This window comes from Kribbella flavida DSM 17836 (assembly GCF_000024345.1).
In the GTDB taxonomy this organism is placed as follows: domain Bacteria; phylum Actinomycetota; class Actinomycetes; order Propionibacteriales; family Kribbellaceae; genus Kribbella; species Kribbella flavida.
The window spans coordinates 5,428,039-5,453,674 of the sequence record NC_013729.1; the positions used below are offsets into that span (position 1 = coordinate 5,428,039).

26 protein-coding genes are annotated in these 25,636 nt (G+C 70.0%); 6 read left to right on the forward strand and 20 right to left on the reverse strand.

The window, feature by feature from the left end; all coding sequences use genetic code 11:
* The first annotated feature begins 35 nt into the window (after positions 1-35).
* The 3 genes from KFLA_RS35930 to KFLA_RS24945 all read left to right on the forward strand — a co-directional run bounded on the left by KFLA_RS35930 (position 36) and on the right by KFLA_RS24945 (position 5,511).
* Positions 36-2,036 (forward strand): RCC1 domain-containing protein, encoded by a 2,001-nt coding sequence (locus KFLA_RS35930; RefSeq protein ID WP_012922601.1) that lies wholly within the window; start codon positions 36-38, stop codon positions 2,034-2,036.
* A gap of 56 nt (positions 2,037-2,092) precedes the next feature.
* Complete coding sequence (locus KFLA_RS24940; RefSeq protein ID WP_012922602.1) at positions 2,093-2,935, forward strand: ATP-grasp domain-containing protein; 843 nt, start codon at positions 2,093-2,095, stop codon at positions 2,933-2,935.
* Between the two features lie 71 nt (positions 2,936-3,006).
* The gene (locus tag KFLA_RS24945; RefSeq protein ID WP_012922603.1) at positions 3,007-5,511 is read left to right on the forward strand and encodes a DEAD/DEAH box helicase; all 2,505 of its coding nucleotides are present in this window, start codon (positions 3,007-3,009) and stop codon (positions 5,509-5,511) included.
* A 39-nt stretch (positions 5,512-5,550) separates the two neighbouring features.
* On the opposite strand, the gene KFLA_RS35935 is transcribed toward KFLA_RS24945, so the two are convergent.
* The 3 genes from KFLA_RS35935 to KFLA_RS24960 are packed head-to-tail and all read right to left on the reverse strand — an operon-like array spanning position 5,551 to position 7,378.
* Complete coding sequence (locus KFLA_RS35935; RefSeq protein WP_012922604.1) at positions 5,551-6,147, reverse strand: hypothetical protein; 597 nt, start codon at positions 6,145-6,147, stop codon at positions 5,551-5,553.
* Complete coding sequence (locus tag KFLA_RS24955; protein ID WP_012922605.1) at positions 6,144-6,743, reverse strand: NADPH-dependent FMN reductase; 600 nt, start codon at positions 6,741-6,743, stop codon at positions 6,144-6,146. Before KFLA_RS24955 ends, KFLA_RS35935 begins: the two co-directional genes overlap by 4 nt.
* On the reverse strand, positions 6,737-7,378 hold the full coding sequence (locus KFLA_RS24960; RefSeq protein WP_012922606.1) for a DUF2867 domain-containing protein: 642 nt from the start codon (positions 7,376-7,378) through the stop codon (positions 6,737-6,739). The genes KFLA_RS24955 and KFLA_RS24960 overlap by 7 nt, the downstream gene beginning before the upstream one ends.
* A 150-nt stretch (positions 7,379-7,528) precedes the next feature.
* On the opposite strand from KFLA_RS24960, the gene KFLA_RS24965 reads away from it, so the two are divergent.
* A complete protein-coding gene (locus KFLA_RS24965; protein ID WP_148256731.1) occupies positions 7,529-8,098 on the forward strand; it encodes a TetR/AcrR family transcriptional regulator in 570 nt (189 codons plus the stop codon).
* 29 nt (positions 8,099-8,127) lie between these two features.
* Here KFLA_RS24965 and KFLA_RS24970 read toward each other — a convergent pair whose 3' ends face one another.
* A complete protein-coding gene (locus tag KFLA_RS24970; protein ID WP_012922608.1) occupies positions 8,128-9,306 on the reverse strand; it encodes a trans-2-enoyl-CoA reductase family protein in 1,179 nt (392 codons plus the stop codon).
* A gap of 72 nt (positions 9,307-9,378) precedes the next feature.
* Positions 9,379-10,665 (reverse strand): UDP-N-acetylglucosamine 1-carboxyvinyltransferase, encoded by a 1,287-nt coding sequence (gene murA, locus KFLA_RS24975; RefSeq protein ID WP_012922609.1) that lies wholly within the window; start codon positions 10,663-10,665, stop codon positions 9,379-9,381.
* 75 nt (positions 10,666-10,740) lie between these two features.
* Between murA and KFLA_RS24980 the strand changes: the two genes are divergently transcribed.
* Positions 10,741-11,328 (forward strand): cob(I)yrinic acid a,c-diamide adenosyltransferase, encoded by a 588-nt coding sequence (locus KFLA_RS24980; RefSeq protein ID WP_012922610.1) that lies wholly within the window; start codon positions 10,741-10,743, stop codon positions 11,326-11,328.
* Positions 11,329-11,346: 18 nt separating this feature from the next.
* On the opposite strand, the gene KFLA_RS24985 is transcribed toward KFLA_RS24980, so the two are convergent.
* Positions 11,347-12,249: a helix-turn-helix domain-containing protein gene (locus KFLA_RS24985; protein WP_041290483.1), complete on the reverse strand. Its 903-nt coding sequence runs from the start codon at positions 12,247-12,249 to the stop codon at positions 11,347-11,349.
* 103 nt (positions 12,250-12,352) lie between these two features.
* Here KFLA_RS24985 and KFLA_RS24990 point away from each other — a divergent pair, with 103 nt between their 5' ends.
* Positions 12,353-13,159: a phytanoyl-CoA dioxygenase family protein gene (locus KFLA_RS24990; protein ID WP_012922612.1), complete on the forward strand. Its 807-nt coding sequence runs from the start codon at positions 12,353-12,355 to the stop codon at positions 13,157-13,159.
* 3 nt (positions 13,160-13,162) lie between these two features.
* Here the strand turns inward: KFLA_RS24990 and sppA are convergent, their stop codons facing one another.
* The 14 genes from sppA to KFLA_RS25060 form a co-directional block, all read right to left on the reverse strand.
* Entirely contained in the window at positions 13,163-14,821 is a 1,659-nt protein-coding gene (gene sppA / locus KFLA_RS24995) for a signal peptide peptidase SppA (RefSeq protein WP_012922613.1), read from the reverse strand.
* 83 nt (positions 14,822-14,904) lie between these two features.
* Positions 14,905-15,336 carry a DUF2550 domain-containing protein gene (locus tag KFLA_RS25000; protein ID WP_012922614.1) on the reverse strand — a complete coding sequence of 144 codons (432 nt, stop codon included), beginning with the start codon at positions 15,334-15,336 and terminating at the stop codon, positions 14,905-14,907.
* Positions 15,337-15,425: 89 nt separating this feature from the next.
* On the reverse strand, positions 15,426-15,830 hold the full coding sequence (locus KFLA_RS25005) for a F0F1 ATP synthase subunit epsilon (protein WP_012922615.1): 405 nt from the start codon (positions 15,828-15,830) through the stop codon (positions 15,426-15,428).
* Positions 15,830-17,284, reverse strand: a complete 1,455-nt coding sequence (gene atpD, locus KFLA_RS25010; protein ID WP_012922616.1) for a F0F1 ATP synthase subunit beta — start codon at positions 17,282-17,284, stop codon at positions 15,830-15,832. The genes KFLA_RS25005 and atpD overlap by 1 nt, the downstream gene beginning before the upstream one ends.
* 5 nt (positions 17,285-17,289) lie before the next feature.
* On the reverse strand, positions 17,290-18,201 hold the full coding sequence (locus tag KFLA_RS25015; protein ID WP_012922617.1) for a F0F1 ATP synthase subunit gamma: 912 nt from the start codon (positions 18,199-18,201) through the stop codon (positions 17,290-17,292).
* A 6-nt stretch (positions 18,202-18,207) separates the two neighbouring features.
* Complete coding sequence (gene atpA / locus KFLA_RS25020) at positions 18,208-19,845, reverse strand: F0F1 ATP synthase subunit alpha (protein WP_012922618.1); 1,638 nt, start codon at positions 19,843-19,845, stop codon at positions 18,208-18,210.
* A gap of 86 nt (positions 19,846-19,931) precedes the next feature.
* On the reverse strand, positions 19,932-20,729 hold the full coding sequence (locus KFLA_RS25025) for a F0F1 ATP synthase subunit delta (RefSeq protein WP_012922619.1): 798 nt from the start codon (positions 20,727-20,729) through the stop codon (positions 19,932-19,934).
* Positions 20,729-21,298: a F0F1 ATP synthase subunit B gene (locus KFLA_RS25030; protein ID WP_012922620.1), complete on the reverse strand. Its 570-nt coding sequence runs from the start codon at positions 21,296-21,298 to the stop codon at positions 20,729-20,731. The genes KFLA_RS25025 and KFLA_RS25030 overlap by 1 nt, the downstream gene beginning before the upstream one ends.
* 29 nt (positions 21,299-21,327) lie before the next feature.
* Positions 21,328-21,555: an ATP synthase F0 subunit C gene (gene atpE, locus KFLA_RS25035; protein WP_012922621.1), complete on the reverse strand. Its 228-nt coding sequence runs from the start codon at positions 21,553-21,555 to the stop codon at positions 21,328-21,330.
* 75 nt (positions 21,556-21,630) lie between these two features.
* A complete protein-coding gene (gene atpB / locus KFLA_RS25040; RefSeq protein ID WP_012922622.1) occupies positions 21,631-22,413 on the reverse strand; it encodes a F0F1 ATP synthase subunit A in 783 nt (260 codons plus the stop codon).
* A gap of 97 nt (positions 22,414-22,510) precedes the next feature.
* Entirely contained in the window at positions 22,511-22,723 is a 213-nt protein-coding gene (locus KFLA_RS25045; RefSeq protein WP_012922623.1) for an AtpZ/AtpI family protein, read from the reverse strand.
* 114 nt (positions 22,724-22,837) lie between these two features.
* A complete protein-coding gene (locus tag KFLA_RS25050) occupies positions 22,838-23,302 on the reverse strand; it encodes a Cg1360 family ATP-synthase-associated protein (protein ID WP_012922624.1) in 465 nt (154 codons plus the stop codon).
* 223 nt (positions 23,303-23,525) lie between these two features.
* Entirely contained in the window at positions 23,526-24,644 is a 1,119-nt protein-coding gene (locus KFLA_RS25055; RefSeq protein WP_012922625.1) for a glycosyltransferase family 4 protein, read from the reverse strand.
* Positions 24,644-25,498 carry an L-threonylcarbamoyladenylate synthase gene (locus KFLA_RS25060; RefSeq protein WP_237706586.1) on the reverse strand — a complete coding sequence of 285 codons (855 nt, stop codon included), beginning with the start codon at positions 25,496-25,498 and terminating at the stop codon, positions 24,644-24,646. The genes KFLA_RS25055 and KFLA_RS25060 overlap by 1 nt, the downstream gene beginning before the upstream one ends.
* Between the last annotated feature and the right edge of the window lie 138 nt (positions 25,499-25,636).

Consider the following 25,636-nt stretch of genomic DNA (forward strand, 5'->3'; position numbering starts at 1 on the left):
AGTACAACGGACTCCACAAGGGGGAGGGGGCGCAGATGATGCGCTGGGGACTTGTTGCTGTGGGCTGCCTGCTCGCGACCGGCCTGCACCAGTCCGAGGCCGCGGCGGTGGAACCGGGCTCGGCCTGGGCCTGGGGCGGGAACGGCACCGGACAGCTGGGCAACGGGACGACGACCGGCCGCGGCACCGCGGCGCCGGTCACGTCGCTGACCAACGTCACCGAGGTGGAAGCGGGGCGCGAGCACTCAATCGCCCTGCGGTCCGACGGCACGGTGTGGACCTGGGGTTTCAACGAGATGGGCCAGCTGGGCGACGGCACGGCCACGAACCGGCCGGCGCCCGTCCAGGTCGGCGGACTCAGCGGAGTCGTCGACATCGCCGGTGGGCACTACCACAGCCTCGCGCTGCTGGCGGACGGCACGGTCCGGGCCTGGGGCTACAACTCGTTCGGCCAGCTCGGCAACGGAGCGACCACCAGCGCGCAGCGGACCCCGGTGGCGGTGACCCCGTTGTCCGGCGTGTTGGCGATCGCGGGCGGCCGGGACATGAGCTACGCGGTGCGCTCCGACGGCACCGTCTGGGGCTGGGGCCTGAACACGACCGGCCAGCTGGGCGACGGCACCACGACGATGCGGACCCGGCCCGTCCGGGTCGGCAGCCTGGCCGGCATCACCGCGATCTCCGGTGGCCGCGACCACGGGCTCGCCGTCCGTTCCGACGGCACGGTCTGGGCCTGGGGCGACAACACCCAGGGCCAGGTCGGCGACGGCAGCCTGACCAACCGGCTCGCCCCGGTCCAGGTGCCCGGCGTCACCGGCGCGGTGGAAGTTGCCGCCGGCGCCTACCACTCGATCGCCCGGCTGACCGGCGGAACGCTGCGGTCCTGGGGCCAGAACTCCAACGGCCAGCTCGGCGACGGTACGACGACGCGCCGGACCCAGTCGGTCGCGGTGCCCGGCGTGTCCGGGGCGACCGCCATCGCGACGGGCCGGCAGCACAGCGTCGCTGTCGTCTCGGGTGGAGCCCTGCGGGCCTGGGGATCGAACGCGGCCGGCCAGCTGGGCGACGGCACTTCGACCGACCGGCCCAACGCCGTCACGGTGGCCGGGATCGCCGGAGCCGCCGAGGTCTCGGCCGGTCGTGACCACACGCTCGCGCTGGTGCCGGCCGAGGTGAGCGAACCGGACACCACCCCGCCGAGCGCGCCGGGAGTCCCGACGGGCCAGAGCAACTCCAGCTCGACGATCACGCTGAGCTGGGCGGCTGCGACCGACGACGTCAGTACGTCGTTGCGCTACCAGGTCTTCGAGGACTCGGCGACCACGCCGGTCGCGGAGCTCACGAGTTCGAGTCCGACGGTGACCTACCCCCGGTCCGGGCTCGCCGCGGACTCGACCCATACGTACTCCGTTCGTGCGATCGATGCCGCGGGCAACATCGGTCCGGTGGCCGGCCCGTCCGCGCCGATCACCGTGCAGCAGGCGTCGTCGGCGATCTTCGAGTCCGACTTCTCGGCCGGCTTCACCGGCTGGACGACGAATACCGGACTGACCGTGGACGCGACCCAGGGCTCACCGTCGGCGCCGAGCGCCCGCGGCAACCCCGTCGCGGCCCGCGCGTTCGCAGCTCGAACGCTCGGCGGGACCTACCCGAGCCTGTGCCACAGCCAGCAGGTCAAGGTGACCTCCCTGAGCGGCAGCACCGACCTGTTCAGGTTGCGCACGGCAATGGACACGGGCGTGGTCCGGGTCTACGTCGACGCGAACCGGGTGCTCTGGATTCGTTCCGACGTGGCCGGCACCCAGCGATCGTCCGGCGTCGCGGTGGCGCTGAACACCTGGCACACCGTCGAGCTGTGCGGCACGGTCGGCACCACCGGCTCGTGGACGTTGTCCCTCGACGGCACCCAGCGCGGTACGCCGTGGCAGAGCAACACCGGGACGACGCCGGTCGGCCGGGTCCAGATCGGTGACACCGGGGCCAAGACCTGGACGATCAACTTCGACACGGTCCGGACCGACCAGTCACCCAACTAGGGCGAACGCGCGGAAACAGGAGGCGAAGCGGCGTCTCCTTGGGGAGAATGCGGAGCATGCTGCTGGTACCGGGGGACCCGCTGAATCCGCGTCGGGACGATCCGCACTTCGCCGCGCAGGCAGCTGCCGCGCGCGCCGAAGGCATCACCGTCGCCAGGGTGGACCACGACGCCCTGACCCGTTCAACCGACGACGACATGGTCGCCGAGGCGGTCGCGCGGGTGCCGGCCGCCGAGGACGCGGTCTACCGGGGATGGATGCTGTCCTCCGCGCAGTACGCGGCGTTCGAGCAGGCGTTGCACGCGCGTGGCGTCCGGCTGCGGACCAGCGCCGCGGAGTACCGGACGGCGCACGAGCTGCCCGGCTGGTACGACGCGCTGGCGCCGGTGACACCGGAGTCGGTGTGGACCGACGGCGACGACCTGGCCGAGCTGGTGAAGGCGGCGCGGCGGCTCGGCGACGGGCCCGCGGTGCTCCGGGACTACGTGAAGTCGATGAAGCACTACTGGTCCGAGGCGGCGTACCTGCCGGACGTCACCGACGAGGCGGCCGTGGAGCGGGTCGGGGCCCGCTTCCGGGAGCTGCGCGACGACGCGTTCGCGGGCGGTTTCGTGGTCCGCCGGTTCGAGCAGTTCACCGGGGCCGAGGCCCGCACCTGGTGGGTCGGCGGGCGCTGCGTGCTGACCACGCCACACCCCGACACCCCTGACGACCTGCCCACCGGCTTCGACCTGGTCGAGATCGAACCCCTGGTCGCCGAGCTGGCTCTGCCCTTCGTCACCGTCGACCTGGTCCGCCGCACCGATCACACCTGGCGCGTGGTCGAGCTCGGCGATGGCCAGGTCAGCGATTGGCCCTCCACTCACGACCCCGCGACCCTGGTGACCGCGCTGTTCTGAACGGGGCGCTCGCCTTCCCGCACCGGCGGCGAGGTGAGAGCCGTCCCGTCGATGCGGGACAATGGGTGACGATGACGCTGACCGAGAACTTGCCGGGCACCACCGAGGCCGACGCGCTGTACGACGCCTTCGCCACCTGGGTGGGCACCCAGGGCATCACGCTGTACCCGGCGCAGGAGGAAGCGCTGATCGAGGTGATGACCGGGTCGAACGTGATCCTGTCCACCCCGACCGGCTCCGGCAAGAGCCTGGTCGCCACCGGCTCGCACTTCGCCGCCCTCGCCAACGGCAGGCGCACCTTCTACACCGCCCCGATCAAGGCCCTGGTCTCGGAGAAGTTCTTCGCGCTCTGCGACATCTTCGGCGCCGACAAGGTCGGCATGCTCACCGGCGACGCCTCGGTCAACGCCGGCGCCCCGATCATCTGCTGCACCGCCGAGGTGCTCGCCAACGTCGCGCTGCGCGAGGGCGCCGCCGCCGACGTCGGCCAGGTGGTGATGGACGAGTTCCACTTCTACTCCGAGCCCGACCGCGGCTGGGCCTGGCAGGTTCCGTTGCTGGAGCTGCCGAACGCGCAGTTCATCCTGATGTCGGCCACGCTCGGCGACGTCGAGCGGTTCAAGGTCGACCTGAGCCGGCGGACGGGCCGGCCGACCGCCATCGTCTCGTCGGCCGAGCGCCCGGTGCCACTGGTCTACAAGTACGTCACCACGCCCCTGCACGAGACGCTGCAGGAGCTGCTCGTCACGCACCAGGCGCCCGTGTACGTCGTGCACTTCACCCAGGCCTCGGCACTGGAGCGCGCACAGGCGCTGACCAGCATCAACGTCTGCACCAAGGAGGAGAAGGACAAGATCAAGGAGCTGATCGGGCACTTCCGGTTCAGCTCCGGCTTCGGCCGCACCCTGCAGCGACTGGTCATGCACGGCATCGGCGTGCACCACGCGGGCATGCTGCCGAAGTACCGGCGGCTGGTCGAGCAACTGGCCCAGTCCGGGCTGCTGAAGGTAATCTGCGGCACCGACACGCTCGGGGTCGGCATCAACGTGCCGATCCGCACCGTGGTGCTGACCGCGCTGAGCAAGTACGACGGCCGCCGGCAGCGCATCCTCAAGGCCCGCGAGTTCCACCAGATCGCCGGCCGCGCGGGCCGCGCCGGGTACGACACGTCGGGCACGGTCGTCGTCCAGGCGCCGGACCACGTGGTGGAGAACGTCAAGGCGCTCGCGAAGGCCGGCGACGACCCGAAGAAGCAGCGCCGGGTGCAGCGGAAGAAGCCGCCGGAGGGCTTCGTCACCTGGGGAGAGGACACCTTCGACCGGCTGGTCGCGGCCGAGCCCGAGCCGCTGCAGTCGAAGATGCGGGTCAACCACGCGATGCTGCTGAACGTGATCGCCCGCGACGGCGACGCGTTCGCGAGCATGCGGCGGCTGCTGCAGGACAACCATGAAGACAGCAAGGCGCAGGTCCGGCTGATCCGGCGGGCGATCCAGATCTACCGCACGCTGCTCACCGCCGGTGTCGTCGAGCGGCTGGACGAGCCCGACGAGTTCGGCCGCTCGCTGCGGCTGACGGTCGACCTGCAGAAGGACTTCTCGCTCAACCAGCCGCTGTCGACCTTCGCGCTGGCCGCGCTCGACCTGCTCGACCCCGACAGTCCGTCGTACGCGCTGGACGTGGTGTCGGTGGTCGAGGCGACGCTGGAGGACCCCCGCGCGGTGCTGATGGCTCAGCTGCACCATGCCAAGGGCGAGGCCGTGCAGTCGATGAAGGCCGACGGCGTCGAGTACGAGGAGCGGATGGAGCTGCTCGACGAGATCAGCTGGCCGAAGCCGCTGGAGGAGTTGCTCGAGGCAACGCTGGCGATCTACCGCCAGACGCATCCCTGGATCGCCGAGGCCGGGCTGTCGCCGAAGTCGGTGGTCCGGGACATGTTCGAGCGGGCGATGACGTTCGGCGAGTTCGTGCAGTACTACGGACTGGCGCGCTCCGAGGGCATCATGCTGCGCTACCTCAGCGACGCCTACAAGGCGCTGCGCCAGACCGTGCCGCCGGACAAGGTGAACGAGGATCTCGCCGACCTGATCGAGTGGCTCGGCGAAGTGGTCCGGCAGACCGACTCCAGCCTGCTCGACGAGTGGGAGGAGCTGACCAACCCGTCGACCGACGAGGTCGTCGCCGCGCCGGTCCCGGTCGGCCCGCGCCGGATCACCTTGAACGCCAGGGCGTTCCGGGTCCTGGTCCGTAACGCGATGTTCCGCCGCGTCGAGCTGGTCGCCCTGCACCGCTGGGCCGAGCTCGGCCAGCTCGACACCGCGTCCGGCTGGGACGCAGGCCGCTGGGCCGAAGCCGGTACGGCGTACTACGCGGAGCACGACTCCGTCGGTACCGGTCCGGCCGCGCGCGGTCCGGCGCTGTTCGTGGTTGAGGAACACCCGGGCTACTGGGAGGTGCAGCAGATCATCGACGACCCCGAGGGCAACCACGACTGGCGCATCACCGCCACCGTCGACCTCGGCGCCTCCGACGAAGCCGGCGAGCTCGTCCTCGAGATCGTCTCGTTCAAGCCACTCTAGGGTGACCATCGGCGAGCACGCCCGGGCAGCCGGCCGGAGCTAGCGATCCCCTCGATCGGGCCGGGGCGGCTTCTCCGCGCGGCGCGCGGCCGCGGCCAGCCAGTCGTGGCGGATCAGGCCGCTGAACGGACCGATCAGCAGCCAGTACCTCCTGAACTTGCGCTCCGAGGCGGCATCGGTCGCGTGGACGCGGGTTTCGGTGTGCAGCCGGGTTCCGCCGGCCTCCTCGACGACCGTGAACGCCATCAGGCCCTTGATGCTGAGCGGCTCGTCGAAATCGCGGTACTGCTCCGGCGTCAGCGTCACCCAGTGCTGGCGCAGCCCCCACGGTTGCCCGGCGAACCCGACGACCACGTCACCGCCGGGCTCGTCGGCGAGGACAAATGCCTCGCCGCCTTCCTGGAGCCCGGTGAGGACCGGCTGGTGGTGCCCTAGGTGGGCCTCTTCGGTGCGGGACAAGCGAGCCGGGATGCTGCGGACGAACATCAACGGGCGCAGTACGAGCATGTCCGCCGGGGTGACCGCCCGCACGGCCTCGGCCACGGTGGCCTTGTCCGCCCGGACCAGCCGCGAGTGCGCAGTCCGCCACTGACAGGTCGGCAGCCAGCCGTCGCAGGAGACGTCAGGGGCGTTCACCGCGGCGCCCGGGCGACGGCGCGCAGCGGTTCCAGCGTGGCGGCCATCTCTTCCAGCTCGTCCAGCACGCGATCGAGCTCGGCCACCCGCCGCTCCAGCGGAGCGAAGTGCTCGTGCTGCCAGTCGTCGAAGATCGACAGCGACACCTGGGCCCGGACGGCGACCATCCGCACGTTGGTCATGATCGACCGCCACTGCTCGACGGCCCGCACACCGCCGTCGACCCCGTAGGCCACGAACCCGACGGCTTTGTGGTTCCACTCGGGGTACAGCAGATCGAGCGCGTTCTTGAAGGCCGCCGGCACCCCGAAGTTGTACTCCGGTGTCACCCAGACGAAGCCGTCGTAGGCATCGATGGTCCGGCTCCAGAGGCTGGTCTGCGGGTTCTCGTAGGCACGGCCGGCCGCCGCCGGGGCGATCGGCTCGGCGAGCAGCGCAAGGCCGAACCGCTCCAGCTCGAGAACGTCGTACGATCCGCCGGCTCTGGGCTTGGCGTGGTCGAGTACCCAGCGTCCGACCGCGGATCCCTTGCGGCCCGGGCGGGTGCTACCGACGATGATCGCAATGCGCGGAGCCGTCCCGCGCGCTCTCAGCATTCCCTGCCAGCCGCTGTCGGTCCGGCGCCGGTCGCCGGCTCAGCCGGGGTCTCCTGCCACCTGCGGTCGATCTGCTTCATCAGCTGCGGATAGACGATCAGGTAGCGCAACGGCTGGATCCCGGCCATGTAGGCCCGCCCGAACGCGCCATTGGGTTTGACCAGGGCAGCCGCCTGGGCGTGGTAGCCGCCCGAGCCGTCGGGCACCCAGCCGTAGTGGGACAGGCAGTGCACGGTTTTGTTCGACAGCTCCCAGCACATCTCGTTGTGGGTGAGGTAGACCGGCCGGAACGGTGACCCGTGAGGTACCGGCGGGGCCGGCCCGTCACGCAGATCGGCGGGCAACCGGTCCCGCAGGGACGGTGCCCGGTGGCCCAGGCCGTGCTCGGTCTTGTCCCACCCCAGCAATGCCCCGAGCTGCCAGCGCAGGTTCCACAGCGCGCGGGCCGGCCACGCCCAGCCGTCCGTCGGCTGATGGTCGTCGCCGGCGATCCGCTCGCCCATCCGTACGAATCGCTCGAAGTCGTCCGGGCCGCCGGGTGTCGGCAGGGCCCACACGTCTTCGAGATGGAAGTCGGCCGCGATCTCGTGGATGCGCCACGGCTGATCGGTGTGCGCGTTGCCGGCCAGCCTCATGACGGCACACCGCCTGGCACCGGGAGACGAGGGCTCATCCGAGTTCTCCGTTCGAGTTACTTATGGAACTACAGTTTCGGTACTCCTGTTCCGTATCATGCAGGGATGGCAACGCGAAGGCAACCCGGCGGTCGCCCCCGGGACAGTCAGGTGGATCACAAGATCCTGGAGAGCACCCGGGAGCTGGTCGCCGAAGCCGGCTACCCAGCACTGACCGTTGACCAGGTCGCGGCCCGCGCCGGGGTCGGCAAGGCGGCGATCTACCGCCGGTACGCCTCGAAGGCCGAGATGGCCTTTGCCGCCACCATGCACGGGCAGTGGCCGCCGCCGTTGCCCGACACCGGCTCCCTGCACGGAGACCTGCTGGCACTGGCCCGCGCAGCCCACACCCGCATGGCCACTGAAGCGGCCAGGCAGGTCGCGCCGGCCCTGATCAGCGAACTCGCCGGCAACCCCGACCTGGAAGCCCGGTTCCAGGACACGTTCCTGGCCGCCGAGCACGCCGGCCTCGCCGACATCATCGGGCGAGCCGTGGCTCGCGGCGAGCTGGCCGGTGCCATCGACCCCGCCGTCGCCCACCTGCTCCTGCTCGGCTCCCTCGCGGCCGGCCTCTACATCATCAACCTGACCATCGACGACTCGACGATCACCGAACTCGCCGCCGCAGCGGCAGCCGGCATCACCGCCCTCGCCGCCCGGCAGCACCCGTCAGCCGGCTGAACTCCCGGGAGGTGGGCTGCTTCGACGGCTCAGGACTTCGGCCACGCCACGTCGACCTCGGTGGGCTGGTCGTAGTCGACGCCGGCAACATCGAAGCCGTAGAGGCGGCGGACCTCGGAGTGGAACCACTCGGTGTCGGCGACCGCCGCGAGGTTGTCCTGGGTCACGGCGTTCCACTGTTCACGGACGGCCTGCTGGACGTCGTCGCTGAGCTCCCAGCGGTCGAGCCGGACGCGGCCCTCGTCGTCCAGGTCGAGCGGCCGCTCGCCGGTCAGCTGGTCCCACAGTGCGACCGACTGCTGGATCGGGGTCTGCATCGCCTCGCCCAGCACCTTGTGCAGCAGGCTGACGTACAGCCCGATGCCGGGGATGGCCGAGCTGGCCTGCGTGACCGCTGCGCCGTTCACGGAGGTGTAGGCGCGCACCCCGCGGGCGGTCAGGTCGCGGGCGGTCTGCTCCAGGTGGGCCTTCGCCGCACCGATCGAGCCCTGCCGGTAGATCGGGCCGGTCAGCTCGCTGCCGATGTAGGTCAGCGCGACCGTGGCGAAGCCGTCGTTCACCAGCTTGCGGTCGGTCAGCGCGTCGATCCAGCGCTCCCAGTCCTCGCCGCCCATCACCTGCACGGTCTCGGCGATCTCCTCGTCGGTCGCCACCTCGATGCCGACCTCCTGCAGCACCGGCCGGCCGTCGTCGTACCCGAGGCTCTTGGTCCGGGCCGGCTCGCCGATCGCCTTGAGCGCCGACTGGTACGTCGTACCGGTGCGCGGGTCGACGCGGCGCGGGGCGGCGACGCTGTAGACGAGGTAGTCGACGCCGCCGAACTCGCGCTCGACCAGATCCAGCACGTCGGCCTTGGTGGTGTCGGCGAACGCGTCGGCGTTGACGCAGTGGAACGAGCGCCCGGCCCGTTCGGCGTACGCGGCGGTGGCGGCCGTGCGGTACCAGCCGGCGGTCGCGGTACGGCGTACGGTCGGGGCCTTCTCGAAGCTGATGCCGACGCCGTCGATCCCGTACCGGGCCAGCCCGGCGATCGTCGCGGCCAGGCCGTAGCCGGAGCTGGAACCGATCACCAGGGCGACCGGGTTCTTGTCCGGCGTCCGAGCCTCGACCTGCCCGGTCAGCTCGCCGACCAGCCGCTCGCACCCCGCGGGGTGTGAGTCCAGGAAGAGGAATCCACGGCCGACGGGCTTGATCAGGCGCTCAGTCATGCGCCTGACCCTAACCTGACCAGGCAGTTACCCGGCGGTCACCGGTCAGCCGACCGCTCGGGACCGCCGGGCTCAGTTCCAGTACAGCTCGGCGTCGTCCGGCTCGACCGTGACGTCGGCGCCGAGGCGGCGCAGGTTGCCGGCGAAGTCGGTGTAGCCGCGGTGCACGTGGTGCGCGGCGGAGACCAGCGTCTCGCCCTCCGCGGCGAGCCCTGCGATCACCAGCGCCGCACCGGCCCGGATGTCGCTGGCGACCACCGGCGCCCCGGACAGCCGCGGGACGCCGCGAATGACCGCGTGGTGCCCGTCGGTCTGAACGTGCGCGCCGAGCCGGGTCAGCTCCTGGGCGAACGTGAACCGGCCCTCGAACAGGTTCTCGGTGACCATCGCGGCGCCGTCGCTGACCGCGTTCATCGCGATCACGAACGCCTGCAGGTCGGTCGGGAACCCCGGGTACGGCAGCGTGACGACGTCGACCGACTTCGGCCGCTCCGCCATCCGCACGCGGAACCCCTGGTCCAGCACGGTGATGTCCGCGCCCGCCTTGGACAGCTTGTCCAGCGGCAGCTCGAGGTGCTCGGCATGGCCGTTGGTGATCGTCACGTCGCCCTTGGTGATCGCCGCCGCGAACGCCCAGCTGCCGCTGACGATCCGGTCCGGGACGACGGTGTGGTCGACCGGCTTCAGCAGTCCCTCGACGCCGGTCACCTCGATCCGCGGCGACCCGGCGCCCTCGATCTGCGCGCCCATCGCGACCAGCATCGCGGCGATGTCCTGGATCTCCGGCTCGCGGGCGGCGTTCTCGATCACCGTGGTGCCCTTGGCCAGCACCGCGGCCATCATGATCGTCTCGGTCGCGCCGACGCTGGGGAAGTCCAGCCAGACCTCGGCGCCGTGCAGGCCCTGCGGCGCCTCGGCCATCACGAAGCCGTGCTCGATGTGCACCTTCGCGCCCATCGCCTCCAGACCGGCCACGTGCATGTTCAGCCCGCGGGAGCCGATGTTGTCGCCGCCGGGCAGCGCCACCTCCGCCTGGCCGCAGCGGCCGAGCAGCGGCCCGAGCACCGAGATCGAGGCGCGCAGCTTGCGAACCAGCTCGTAGTCGCACTGGTGCCCGATCTCGCCCGGCACCGCGATCGTCGCCGTACCGGCCTCGCCGTCGACCTTCACCGAGCAGCCCAGGGTGTCCAGCAGCTGGGCCATGAAGGTGACGTCGAGAATGCCCGGCACCTGCCGCAGCGTCGTCGTGCCCTCGGCGAGCAACGCCGCCGCCATCAGCTTCAAGACGCTGTTCTTCGCGCCCGCCACCTCGACCGACCCGTCGAGCCGTGCCTCACCCGCGATCCGAAACCGTTCCACCCGCCGACTGTATCTGCTTCCCGTGGCGGAGCTTGCGCTGCTCCCCTCGGCGGGGCTTGCGTAGAGTGCCTTCTCATGGCTGTGAACTTGACGCGGATCTACACCCGAACCGGTGACGCCGGCGAGACCCGCCTGGGCGACATGAGCAAGACCACGAAGACCGACCCGCGGCTGGCGGCGTACGGCGAGGTGGACGAGGCGAACTCCACCATCGGCGTCGCGATCGCGGCCGGGCACCTGAACAGCGCGATCGTCGTGCTGCTGACCAGGATCCAGAACGACCTGTTCGACGTCGGCGCGGACCTGTGCAACCCGATCCAGCCCGACCCGGAGTACCCGCCGCTGCGGATCACGCAGGAGTACGTCGACCGGCTGGAGGCCTGGTGCGACGACTACAACAACCGCCTCACCAAGCTCCGCAGCTTCATCCTGCCCGGCGGCACCCCGGGCGCGGCGTACCTGAACGTCGCCCGCACCGTCGTCCGCCGCGCCGAACGCGCCGGCTGGGCAGCGGTCGAGGCCCACGGCCCGAGCATCAACCTGCTCGCCATCACCTACCTCAACCGCCTCTCCGACCTGCTCTTCATTCTCGGCCGGGTCGCCAACCTCTCCGCCGGTGGCGACGTCCTCTGGGTCCCCGGCGGCGAACGCAAGGAGTCCTGACGCCGGACCTGTGGCCGGTCAGCGGCGGCTGCGTTCGCGGTACTGCGTGGGGGTGAGGCCGACGAGGCCGCGGAAGCGGCGGGCGAAGTACGTCGGGTCGTCCCAGCCGACGGCTGCGCCGACGCGCGCTGCCGGGAGGTCCGACGCGGCCAGCAACGCCGCGGCTTGCTCGGCTCTCAGGCGCGCCAGAAATCCCAGTGGGCTCAAGCCGGTGTGCCGCCGGAAGAGCCGGCTCAGGTACGCCGGGTCGAGGTTGACCGCCGCGGCCAGATCGTCGAGGCGCCAGTTCTGCGCGACATCGGCCTCGAACCGCGCCACCGTCGCCCTCACGGCCGGGTGCACCACCGGCGGAGGCTCGGCTCGATCCACTCGCCCGTCGGCGAGCACGCCCAGCACCGTCACCAGACGTCCCAGCAGTTTTCCCTGCCGTCCGGCCGCTGCGGAGCTCTCGGCCGCCGGACGCACCGGTGTACCGGGCTCTGGCCGGTCTGCGAGGTCCCGGGCGAGGTTGGCGATCTCGGCGATCGCGTCGGTTGCCGCGGCGGGGTCGACCTCGGTGACGGCTACTCCGTGCAGCCCGGCGGCGATGGGTGTGGTCCAGAGCAGGCCGCGAAGGATCGGGACCTGGTGCAGCGCGGACAGTTCGGTCTGAAGCGCACGAGCTGACACGCAGCAATTGGCGACGACGAGGTCATCGCACCGGGAGAACGCGTGCCACGCCCCGGGCCGCAGCACGAGCACCTCGCCCCGGCGTACGCGTCGCTCCCCTTGGCTCGTCCGGTGCCACCCGTCGCCGGTGCCGATCACGGCGATCTCGAAGAAGTCGTGAGCATGGGCCTCGACGTCCGCGTCCAGCCGGTGCACCCCGCCCCACACCGGCCCACCCCGGAACAACCGCGCTTCGTGCAGCGTCGTCGGCATGTCCGAATCGTACGACCACAGGCCGGGATTCACCTGTCTCCGAGTGCGGCCCGGGGTCCACGCTGGAAGCACCTGACCCCGGCCCGAGGGAGACCCGATCACCATGAATTCGCTTCCCCAGCAGGATGTCTCGGCCGCCGACGCCGCCTCCCCCACCGACCTCGACGACACCGGCCGGCTCGCGCCGCACCTGGTCACGGCGTACCGGGAGAACGGTTTCGTCCGGGTCCGTGGTGTGCTCACCCCGGCCGAAGTCGACCGGTACGCCGCCCGCGCCGCCGAGTTTCTCGAGCAGCACCGGGCCGACCGGCTCCAGCACGACAACATCTTCAGCCAGCTGGTCAACGTCTGGCAGCGCGATCCCGTCCTGCGGGAGCTCAGCCTCCACCCCGAGCTCGGGCGGATCGCCGAGCAGCTGGCCGGGTTCCCGCTGCGGCTCTGGCACGACCAGATGCTGGTCAAGGAGCCGAACAGCAACGCGGCGACGCAGTTCCACCAGGACCGCCCGTACTGGCCGCACGCCAACGACCGGCTCCCCTTGTCAGCGTGGATCGCGCTGGTCGACGTACCGCCCGAGCGCGGCTGCATGACCTTCCTGCCCGGCACCCAGACCATCACCGGCCTGGAGCCTCACGACCTCAGCGACGAGCAGGACCTCTTCACCCAGGCACCCGATCTCCGCTGGTCTGCTCGGGTGACCGTGCCCCTGAGAGCCGGCGACTGCACCTTCCACAGCGGCTACACCGGCCACATGGCGCTGCCGAACACCACCGACCAGGCTCGCTTCGCTCACGTGAACATCTACATGGACGAAGCGACCACCTACACCGGTGCACCTCACCCGGTCACCGACTCGCTCGGTCTCACGTCCGGTGAGACCTTCGAGCTCGAACTGTTCCCGCGGGTGTAGGGCTCAGCCGATGGTCCAGTTGAGCGGCATGGTGAGGGCGCCGGTCGGGGGCAGGCCGAGAGCGGCGTACAGGCTCGTCGTCAGGCCGTCGACCGTCAGTGGCTGAGTGGTGGCGGCGAGGTCGTCGGTGGAGGTCGGCGGGCGGAGGCGGTCCAGGAACGTGCGGTGCGGAGCGGCGGTGACGGCGATGTGGTCGCGGTCCAGGCCGGCCCGGGCGCACGCGAGCTGGAGGGCGTGCTCGAAGCCGCCGAGCTCGTCGACGAGCTGGTGGCGGTGGGCGTCGGCGCCGGTCCACACCCGGCCGCGGGCGAGCGCCTCGAGCTCGTCCACCCCGAGCCCGCGGTCCTCGGCCGCCTTGGCGACGAAGTCGGCGTAGATGCGGTCCAGGGTCTCCTCCAGCCGCTCCCACTGCTGCGGTGAGAACTCCTCCTGCGCCGAGTACATCCGCGCGTTCGTGCCTTCGGAGACAGCCTGCTGGGTGATGCCGATCCGGCCGAGCGCGTCGCGAACGACACCCTTGCCCGACAGGACACCGATCGAGCCGGTGATCGTGCCCGGCTGCGCGACGACCACGTCGGCCGGCATCGCCACGAAGTACCCGCCGGAGGCGGCGACGCTGCCCATCGACGCGATCACCGGCTTCCCGGTCGACCGCAGCCGCAGAACTTCGTGCCGGATCGCGTCGGAGGCGACGTACGAGCCGCCTGGGCTGTCGATCCGCAGTACGACGGCCTTGACCTTGTCGTCGGCGGCAACGGCTCGCAGCGCGGCCGTGATGGTGTCCGAGCCGGACCGGGGACTGCCCAGCGGCCCACCACCGGAGCTGCGGCCGACGGTGATCCCGCCGTTCACCCGGATGACCGCGACGGTGGGCTTCGGCGGCCACGGCAGGTTGTCGAGGGCGTCGTGCAGGGTGCGCGGACCGCGCCGGTGGTAGCGCTCGACCAGCAGGGCCGTCGTCGGCCCGAACCGCTTCTCCAGCTCGTCGTACACGTCGGAGCGGTAGCCCAGCCGATCCACCAGCCCGGCCTCACGCCCCGCCTCGGCCGCCAGCGGCGCGTTGTCGACCAGCTCGCGCACCCGCTCGACCGAGAGCTCCCGCTCGCCGGCAATCCCCTCGACGAGTTGCTCGTACGCCGACTCCGCCAGCCGCGCCGCCATCTCCCGCGCTGGGCCGGTCATTTCCTTCTCGGTGAAGGTGTCCACGGCGGTCTTGTACTCCCGCCGCTTGCCGAACTGCGGGATGACGCCGGCCTTGTCCAGCGCCCCGCGGACGAACGTCGCCTGCACCGAGACCCCGGTGATCCCGAGCTCCCCCGACGGCTGCACCCAGATCTCGTCGAACGCCGTCGCCAGGTAGTACGGCACGGTGCCGCCGCCGGCCTCGCCGAACGACTCGCTCCACGCCACCGCCCGCTTCCCCGCCGCCCGAAACCCCACGACGGCCGTCCGCAGCTCCTGCACCTGCGCCAGCGAGAGCGCCGGCCCGCCCACGTGCGCGACCAGCCCCACCACCTGCTCGTCCTCGGCCGCCTTGCGCAGCCCTACCACCAGCTCCCGCACGGTCGGCAGATGCCGAGCCCGCACAGCAGCCAGCGGCGACCCCGGCGGCGTCTCCAACACACCCCGGGTGAGATCCAGCTCCAGCACAATGCCCGTCATACCCCGACCCTAGACGGGCCGGACAAGCATCCAGGGCGTGTTCCCCGATTCCGCGCCGTAGGCGGGGATTCGGGAGACACGCCCTAGTGGTACGTCTGGCTGCTGGGTGGGGCGGATTCCATCCAGGCGAGTACGCCGGTGAGGGCTTCCTCGGTCATCGCGAAGTGCACCGTGCGGTCGCGCAGGGCGGCGTCGACGATGACGTGGCCGGCGTAGGTGACCAGGGGTTCGTTGCCCATCGGGCGGCGGGTGGTGACGCCTTGGAGCTGGCGGCGGTTGACGACCAGCTTCGGCCACCAGGCCAGGCTGAAGACGCGGAACCACTGGAGGTCGTCACCGACGTACCGGGCCAGGCCGAGGGCCCAGCCGCGGCCGTGGTCCTTCTGGGCCAGCTGGAGGCTGCAATCGAACGTGCCGCCGTCCCTGGACAACCAGCGACGGCGGCACGCGAAAGCGACTACCAGCAGTACGGCAGCAAGGAAACAGACCCCGACCACATCGAGGACTGTCCTCATATGCCGACCTCATTCCTGATGCCGACGACCGAGCGGCACCTTCCCCGAACCGTACTGACTGTGACGATGTTGAATTATGACAGGTGGGGTCAGACCGCCTGCTCGGCGGCCCTCACCCTGGCTTCGGCGAGCCGGACCCGCTCCTGCTCGTCCTCGCTGTCGGTCCCGGTGGCCTGCGCCTGCTCGAGGGCACGCTTGGCCTCCTCGAGGTCGATGTCGTGTCCCATCTCGGCCTGCTCGGCCAGGATCGAGACCCGGTCGTTCGCCACCGAGACGAAACCGTCCGGCGCGGCCGCGACGAAGTACTCGTCGTTGACCGTGCGCACCTGCACGGTGCCACCCTGCAGCAGACCCAGCAGCGGGGCGTGGCCCGGGAGGATACCGACGTCGCCGTCGGTGGTACGGGCGATGACGATCTTCGCCTGCCCCTCCCAGACCACCCGCTCGGCCGCGACCAGCGCGACCTCGAGGTGCTTGCCACCGTCGTCGGCCATCAGAGTTCCTTCTGGAGCTCAGCCCAACGCCGCTCGACGTCGTCCAGGCTGCCGACGTTGAAGAACGCCTGCTCGGCGATGTGGTCGCACTCACCCTCGGTGATCTTCTTGAACGACTCGATGGTGTCCTTCAGCGGCACCGTCGAACCCGGGGTGTTGGTGAACTTCTCCGCCATGTAGGTGTTCTGCGAGAGGAACTGCTCGATCCGGCGCGCCCGGGCGACGGTGATCTTGTCCTCTTCGGACAGCTCGTCGACACCCAGGATGGCGATGATGTCCTGCAGTTCCTTGTTCTTCTGCAGGATCTGCTTCACCCGCACGGCCACGTCGTAGTGCTCCTGGCCGATGTACTGCGGGTCGAGGATCCGCGACGTCGAGGTCAGCGGGTCCACGGCCGGGTACAGACCACGCGACGCGATGTCACGCGACAGCTCGGTGGTCGCGTCCAGGTGCGCGAAGGTGGTGGCCGGCGCCGGGTCGGTGTAGTCGTCGGCGGGCACGTAGATCGCCTGCATCGAGGTGATCGAGTGACCCCGGGTCGAGGTGATCCGCTCCTGCAGCACACCCATCTCGTCGGCCAGGTTCGGCTGGTAACCCACCGCGGACGGCATCCGGCCGAGCAGCGTGGAGACCTCGGAACCGGCCTGGGTGAACCGGAAGATGTTGTCGATGAAGAGCAGCACGTCCTGCTCCTTCACGTCGCGGAAGTACTCCGCCATCGTGAGCGCGGACAGCGCGACCCGCAGCCGGGTGCCCGGCGGCTCGTCCATCTGACCGAAGACCAGCGCGGTGTCCTTGAAGACGCCGGCGTCCTCCATCTCGTGGATCAGGTCGTTGCCCTCACGGGTCCGCTCACCGACGCCGGCGAACACCGAGGTGCCACCGAAGTTGTGCGCGATCCGGTAGATCATCTCCTGGATCATCACGGTCTTGCCGACGCCCGCACCGCCGAACAGGCCGATCTTGCCGCCCTGGACGTACGGCGTGAGCAGGTCCAGCACCTTGATGCCGGTCTCCAGCATCTCGGTCTTGGACTCGAGCTGGTCGAAGGCCGGCGCCTTGCGGTGGATCGGCCAGCGCTCGGTGATCTCGAACTCGGACTCGTCCTGGTTCAGGCACTTGCCGGTCACGGACCAGACCCGGCCCTTGGTGACGTCGCCGACCGGCACGGAGATCGCCGCACCGGTGTCGCGCACCTCGGTACCGCGGACCAGGCCGTCGGTGGGCTTCATCGAGATCGCCCGGATGATGTTGTCGCCGACGTGCAGGGCGACCTCGAGGGTGATCGTCTGGGTGACGTCGCCCAGGGTGATGTCCACCTCGAGCGCGTTGTACATCTCCGGCATCTGGTCCGCGGGGAACTCGATGTCGACGACCGGGCCGATCACCCGGGCGACGCGACCGACGCCGCGGGCGCCCGCCTCGTTGTTGTTCTCGGTAACCGTGGCAGTCATCTCTCTCACTCGCTCCCGGCTGATGCATCGGCCAGCGCGCCAGCGCCACCGACGATCTCGCTGATTTCTTGGGTAATTTGAGCCTGGCGCGCCTGGTTGGCCTCACGCGTCAGGCGCTCGATCAGGTCCTGCGCGTTGTCGGTGGCCGACTTCATCGCCCGCTGCCGGTTGGCCAGCTCGGACGCGGCCGCCTGCAGCATGCAGTAGTGGATCCGGCTGGCGACGTACTTGGGCAGCAGCCCGTCCAGCACGTCCTCGGCGGACGGCTCGAACTCGTACAGCGGCAGCACGTCGTCCGCGGCCGGCGCCTCGGCGCCCTCGACGACCTCCAGCGGCAGCAGCCGGATCACTTCCGGCCGCTGGGTCAGCATCGACACGAACCGGGTGAACACGACGTGGATCTCGTCCACGCCGCCCTCCTCGGTCGGGGTCAGGAAGGCCTCGATCAGTGCGTCGGCCACCTCCCGGGCCCGGGCGAACGTCGGCGCGTCGGATTCACCGCTCCACGACTGCGCGACCTCGCGCTGCCGGAAGGTGTAGTAGGCGATCGCCTTGCGGCCGGTGAGGAACGGCACGATCTCCTTGCCGTCCTCGCGCAGCAGCTGGTGCAGGCGCTCGCCTTCCCGGATGACCGAGGAGGAGTACGCGCCGGCCTGGCCGCGGTCGGAGGTGATCAGCAGGACCGCGGCCCGCTTCGGGTTGGGCTTCTCGGTGGTCAGCGGGTGGTCGACGTTCGAGAACGTCGCCACCGCCGACACGGCACGGGTGAGCTCACGCGCGTACGGACCGGCCGCCTGGGCGCGTTGCTGCGCCTTGACGATCCGGGACGCCGCGATGAGCTCCATCGCGCGGGTGAGCTTCTTGATCGTCGAGACCGAGGCCCGGCGCTCGCGAAGCTCCCGCAGACTGGCTGGCACGGTCGATCAGCCCCGCTTCTGCCGGACGATCTGCTCCTGCTCGACGTCCTCTTCGTCCATCGCCTGGGCCTCCTCGCGACCGGCCAGCAGCTCGCCGCTCGCGGTCTGGAAGGTCGGCTTGAACGAGCTCAGCGCGGACACGACGGCCTGCTGGGCGTCGTCGTCGAACTGGCTGGTCTCGCGGATGCCGTCGAGGACCTTGGTCTCCCGGCGCAGGTAGTCGAGGAACTCGCGCTCGAACCGCAGCACGTCCGAGACCGGTACGTCGTCGAACTTGCCGGTGGTGCCGGCCCAGATCGAGACGACCTGCTCCTCGACCGGGTACGGCGAGTACTGCGGCTGGCGGAGCAGCTCGACCAGACGCTGACCACGGTCCAGCTGACGGCGCGAGGTGGCGTCGAGGTCGGAGGCGAACATCGCGAACGCCTCCATCGCGCGGAACTGCGCCAGGTCCAGCTTCAGCGAGCCGGAAACTTTCTTCATCGCCTTGACCTGCGCGGCGCCGCCGACCCGGGACACCGAGATACCGACGTCGATGGCAGGCCGGATGTTGGCGTTGAACAGGTCCGACTGCAGGAAGATCTGGCCGTCGGTGATCGAGATGACGTTGGTCGGAATGAAGGCCGAGACGTCGTTGGCCTTGGTCTCGATCATCGGCAGACCGGTCATCGAGCCGCCGCCGAGCTCCGCCGACAGCTTCGCGCAACGCTCGAGCAGCCGGCTGTGCAGGTAGAAGACGTCACCGGGGTACGCCTCGCGGCCCGGCGGGCGACGCAGCAGCAGCGACATCGAGCGGTAGGCCTCGGCCTGCTTGGTCAGGTCGTCGAACACGATCAGGACGTGCTTGCCCTGGTACATCCAGTGCTGGCCGATCGCCGAACCGGTGTACGGCGCGACGTACTTGAAGCCGGCCGGGTCGGACGCCGGGGAGGCCACGATGGTGGTGTACTCCATCGCGCCGGCCTCTTCGAGCGCGCCGCGCACCGAGGCGATCGTCGAGCCCTTCTGGCCGATCGCGACGTAGATGCAACGGACCTGCTTCTGCGGGTCGCCGGACTCCCAGTTGGCCTTCTGGTTGATGATCGTGTCGACCGCGATCGCGGTCTTGCCGGTCTTGCGGTCGCCGATGATCAGCTGCCGCTGGCCCCGGCCGATCGGGATCATGCCGTCGATCGCCTTGATGCCGGTCTGCAGCGGCTCGCGGACCTCCTGGCGGTCCATCACGCCGGCCGCCTGCAGCTCCAGGGCACGGGTGCCCTCGAGGTTGGTGATCTCGCCCAGACCGTCGATCGGCTTGCCCATCGGGTCGACGACCCGGCCCAGGTAGCCCTCACCGACCGGCACGGACAGCACCTGGCCGGTCCGGCGGACCTGCTGGCCCTCTTCGATGCCGCTGAACTCGCCGAGAACGACGACGCCGATGTCGCGGACGTCGAGGTTCAGGGCGATGCCCTGGGTGCCGTCCTCGAACACCAGCAGCTCGTTGGTCATCGCCGAGGGCAGACCCTCGACGTGCGCGATGCCGTCACCGGCGTCGACAACGGTGCCGACCTCTTCGCGGGTCGCCGTCTCCGGCTCGTAGCTGGAGACGAAGCGATCCAGGGCGTCCCGGATCTCCTCCGGCCTGATCGTGAGCTCCGCCATTTGCTTCCCTGCTTCCTTGACCTTGCTGGCCTGTTGTGGGCTCTAAAGGCTTTGCCGACCCTTAGCGCCTGCTCTGTCGTTAAAGGTCAGCCCGCGATGCGCCGCTGCGCCTCGTCGAGCCGGGCCGCGATCGTCCCGTCGATCACTTCGTCACCGATGTCCACCCGGACGCCGCCGACGACGCTGGGGTCCACGATGACGTTCAGCTGGATCTGCCGTCCGTACTGCCGGCCGAGCAGCTCGGCCAGCCGGCCGCGCTCCGCCTCGGTCAGGTCGGTGGCCACCCGGACCGTCGCGATGCTGGCGTGCCGCCGGGCTGCCGCCTCGACCTGGTACGCCCGCAGCGAGGCCGCGAAGCCGCGTCCCCGTCCGTCCACCGCACGCTCGGCCAGCCGCACGGTGACGGCGTCGGCCTTGCCCTGCAGCAGACCACGGATCAGCTCCTGCCGCGGAGCGAGCGGAATGCTCCGATCGCTCAGCTTGCCGGCCAGCTCCCGCTCGACCGCGACCACGCGGTCCAGCCGGAACAGCTGGTCCTCCAACTCGTCCAGTTTGCCCGCCTGGTCGGCGTACGCAACCTCGGCCTGGACGCTCAGCTGGTCCAGCGCGTGACCGAGGTCGCGGCTGCTGACCCAGCGGCCGGCCACTGCGGCGGTCAGGATCTCCAGCGTCTGGGCGGAGACCTTGCCGTCGAACAGCTGCCGGACCAGGCCGGTCCGGCTGTCCGCCGACCGGGCCGGGTCGGTCAGCGCCCGGCGCAGTGCTCCGTTGGTGTCGAGCACCTTGGCGACCGAGAACAGCTCGGCGCCGAGGCCTTCGGTGACGGCGACACCCGCCAGGGCCTGCTCGGCCCGGACGAGTGACTCCTTCGAGGCGCCGCGCATCAGCCGTCCGTTCCGACAGCCTGTCGAGCGGCCTCGCCGGACTCCAGCTCGGCGAGGAACCGCTCGACGGTGCGACGCTGACGCGCCTCGTCCTCGAGCGACTCACCGACGATCCGCCCCGCGAGCGAGGTGGCCATCGAGCCGACCTCGCTGCGCAGCGACGCGACGGCCTGCGACCGCTCAGCCTCGATCTGGGTCCGGGCGTGGCTCACGATGCGCTCGGCCTCGACACCGGCCTGCTCACGCATCTCCGCGATGATCTGCGCACCCTGCTCACGCGCGTCCTCACGGATCTTCGCAGCTTCCTGCCGGGCTTCGGCCAGCTGCGCGTTGTACTTGTCGAGCGCCGCCTTCGCCTCGGCCTGGGCCTGCTTGGCCTCGTTCATCCCGCCTTCGATCGCCTGCGTCCGCTCGGCGTAAGCCTTCTCGAACTTCGGGACGACGATCTTGGCGAAGGCGATGGCCAGCAGGACCAGGAAGACGAAGCCGAAGATGATCTCGGCGGTGTGCGGCATCAGCGGGCTGGGGCCTTCGCCCGCCTCGCTGAGCGGAAGCAGTTTCGTCAACATGTCTGAGTCCTGTCAGTCAGGGGATGGAATCAGGCGCTACGGAAGACGAAGGCGAGGGCGATACCGATGATCGCCAGAACCTCGGTCACACCGAAGCCGATCCACGCGATCGACTGCAGCCGGCTCTGGGCCTCCGGCTGGCGCGCCGTGCCGTTGATCACCGCGGCGAAGATCAGACCGACACCGACGCCCGGGCCGATCGCGGCAAGGCCGTAACCGAGGACGGCGATGTTGCCGGAGATCTCGAGAGCGTTCATTGCAGTGTGTTCCTTTCGGTACGGATAGGGGCTATCCGGGTTTCCGTTACTGCGGATCTGGGGTGGAGCTGCGGATCAGTGGTCGTCCGCGATCGCGCTGCCGATGTACTGCGCGGTCAGCACGACAAAGATGTAGGCCTGGATGCACTGGACGAACAGTTCCAGTCCGGCGATCGCCAGGCCCATCAGCAGCGTCAGGATGCCGACGCCACCGAGCGCGATGCTGCCCGAGTGCAGCAGCATGTACTCGCCGCCGAGCACGAAGACCAGCAGCAGGATGTGACCGGCGAACATGTTCGCGAACAGCCGCAGGCTGAGCGAGATCGGCCGGACCAGGATGTTGGAGATGAACTCGATCGGGATCATCAGCGGCATCAGCCAGCCCGGCACGCCGGCCGGCATGGTCTGGTGCTTGAAGTAGCCCAGCACGCCGTGCTTCTTGATGCCGACGGCGTTGTACACCACCCAGCTCATCGCGGCCGCGACGTAGGCCCAGCCGACGTGGCTGAACGTCGGGAACTGGATCAGCGGGACCGAGGCGGCCACGTTGTTGAGCAGGATGAAGAAGAACAGGCCGCACAGGTACGGCACGTACTTCATGTGCTCCTGGCTGCCGATCGCGTCCCGGGCGATCGAGTTGCGAACGAAGTTGTAGCCCAGCTCGCCGGCGAACTGCAGCTTGCTCGGCACCACCGCGGCCTTGCGGGACGCACCCCAGAAGAACCAGACGATGACGACCACCGACAGCGCGGCCACCAGGACGGGCTTGGTGAACCACTCCACGCCGCTGAAGATCGGCGGCAGGTTGAAGTCCTCTGGACCGGGCGGGTTGAACTCGGTCGAAACGCCGGCAATCACCGGGTCTCCTCTCGCGTCGTGCTCAAGTCGTTCGCCGTGAGGCTCAGGGCAGGGCGGCTCGGGGCATGGCGGTCTACAACGTCAGACCCGGCAGGGCTCAGGACCGCCCGTACCGGAAGTGCAACATCAAAATCGTGAGTCCCGCGCCGAGGACGATGCCCACCGGCAGCAGGAACTGGGTGCCGAGCCAGCGGTCCAACCCGAACCCCAGGCCGCCGTAGACGACGATCCCGCCGATCAGGTAGGACAGCACCCGCCAGCCATCGCCGGAAGTGTCCGGCGTGGGCTTCGGATTCTCTTGCTGGCTCATTGGCACCCGAAAGGTACCAGTCGGCGACACGCCGGGTCACATCGGCTCCCGTGCGGTGCGCCACATCGCTGGTCACAGTTGGGAAACGGCTTGCCACGGCACTACCGGACGTGGTCATGCCGTCACCTCGTGGTCGAGGTCGTAGATCGGGATACGCAATCGCGACCAGGCCCAGATCTCGCCGGCCATCCAGCCCATCACGACCACCAGCGCGGTGATTCCCAGCGCGGTCAGGTCGACGTTCGCGGCGAGTCCCTCGGAGTTCAGGGCCAGCGCCAGCAGGCCGCCGAAGATCGCGATCCGGCCGGTGTAGGAGGCCATCGCGATGCCCAGCTGGGCGGTCGGGCTGGCGCGCCGGGACAGGTGCAGCAGCAGCAGGCCGGCGCCGGAGAAGACAACCACCGTCAGCAGACCCAGCAGTGCGCCCCACAACCCCTTCAGCCCGGCGGCGACGGCGGCGATCGCGGCCGCGTTCACCCCGACGACCACGGCAGCGGCGAGGGCGCCACGCAACATGGCCAGCGCCGGGTGCCGAGTGGCCTGGCCGGCGGTGTCGGGGCGACGTTCTTGGGGAGCCATCTGGTGGTTCCGTCCTGCTGGCGACCGGGATTCTTGCCCTCGGTCGTCGGGTGGGCGGGGTCAGGGGTCACGCTGTGTTCGCTGTGCTTGTGAAAACTAGCACAAAGTCTGCGCGCTCAGCAAAACGGGGTCCCTGCCGCTGTACGGCCTCACCCTATCGGTAGGCCACGAGGCCCACTGGTCTGGTCTCCGGCCGACTGCCGCGGGCGCGTTCCGGCTCTCCTCAAACCTTCGCGAGCGGACGGCCGGTACGGCGTGGGAGGCCGGTGGTCAGCACCATCGCGGTGATCGTGACGGCCAGCACGATCAGCACGGTCCACCAGGCCAGCAACAGGCCCAGAACGACCACCCCGAAGGCGATCAGGGCCGTCCACAGGTACATCAGCAGCACCGCGCGCCGGTGGGAGTGGCCGCGCTGCATCAGCCGGTGGTGCAGGTGCAGCTTGTCCGCCGCGAACGGCGACCGGCCGGCCTTGGTCCGCCGGATGTAGGCCAGCGTCAGGTCGAGCGCGGGAATGGCGAGCACCGCGATCGGCAGGATCAGCGGCAGCAGCGCCGGCAGCAGGCTCGAGCCGCCCACCTCGTACGGGACCGCGTTCGGGTCCATCTGGCCGGTCAGGCTGATCGTGGAGGCGGCCAGCATCAGGCCGATCAGCAGCGAGCCGGAGTCGCCCATGAACACCCTGGCCGGGAAGAAGTTGTGCGGCAGGAAGCCCAGGCAGGCGCCGGCCAGCGCGACCGTGATCAGCGTCGAGGTGGTGGCGCGGTCCAGGTTCTGCTCGACGTTCAGCAGGTACGAGTAGGTGAAGAACGCGCTGGCGCCGATCGCGGTGACGCCGGCGGCGAGGCCGTCCAGGCCGTCGACGAAGTTCACCGCGTTGCAGGACACCAGCAGGATGCCCGCGGTGACCACGGCCAGTTGCGCCGGCGGTGGCGACAGGATGCCGCCGGGCAGCGGCAGCCAGAACAGCTGGATGCCCTGGACGATCATCACGCCGACCGCGAGCACCATGCCGGCCAGCTTGGTGACCGGGTCCAGCTCGTAGAGGTCGTCGATCACGCCGACCGCGCAGATCACCACGCCGCCGATCAGGATCGCCCGGGCGTCGTGGGCGACCTGCAGGCTGTCGCCGAGGAACGGCAGGCTGGAGGCGACCAGGTAGCCCGCGATCAGGCCGCCGAGGATCGAGACGCCACCGAAGTACGGGATCGGAACCTTGTGCACGTCCCGGGCGCGGACCTTGGCGACCGCTCCGTAGCGCAGCGCCACCTTGCGGGCCAGACCGGTCAGCAGGAAGGTCGTGGCCATCGCCACGAACAGGACGAGCAGATACTCGCGCACTAGTCCGCAGGCCTCACATCGGTCGCCTCGTCGCCGGCCGGCTTCTTGTCCACCGGCTTCTGCTCGTTGGACGCCGCGGCGGTCGCTCCGGTTGGCTCACCCTCGACCTTGTCCTCCGCCGTGGGCGCGGCGTCGTCCTCGGGCTTGTCCGCGGCCTTGCCCTCCGCGACCGTATCCACGACGGGTTCCTCGGCCGGCTTCTCGGCCGGCTCGAGGTCGGTGGTGGCCTCGGGCACCACCTTGCGGATCTGCGCCATCGACAGCGCGCCGATCCGGACCACGTGCGGCACGTCGCCGGTCAGGTCGACGATGGTCGACGGCTCTCCCCCGCTCACCGCGCCACCGTCGAGGTAGACCGCGACCGAGTCGGCCAGCTGCTCCTCCGCGTCGTACACGTCGAGCGCCGCCGGCTGACCGCTGCGGTTGGCCGAGCTGACCGCCAGCGGGCCGGTGCGGGACAGCAGTTCCCGGGTGTTCTCGTGGTCGGGGACCCGCAGCGCGACCGTGCCGTGGGTGTCGCCGAGGTCCCACATCAACGAGCCCTGCGCGTGGCAGATCACCGTCAGTGCCCCGGGCCAGAACTCCTCGCACAGCTTGCGGCCGGCCTCGGGCACGTCGGTGGCCAGTGCGTCCAGCGACTCGACCACCGAGATCAGCACCGGCGGCGGCATGTCGCGGCCGCGGCCCTTCGCGTCCAGCAGGCGTTGCACCGCGTCCGCCTTGAAGGCGTCGGCGGCCAGGCCGTACACGGTGTCGGTCGGCAGGACGACCAAGTCACCGGCCTCGATCGCGTCCACGGCCGCACGGTAGGCCGGGGCCAGTTCGTCACCGCTGAAGTCAAAGCGCTCGCTCACGCAGTGAATCGTGCCACTCGGGGGGTGGCCCACTCCAGTTGGGTCCACCGCAGCCGTTGCTGACAGCACGCTGTCAGCAAAACCGAAGACCTTGAGCGTGCCTTTGACACTGGGTTGTCAGAAACCCGCCGGATGGCC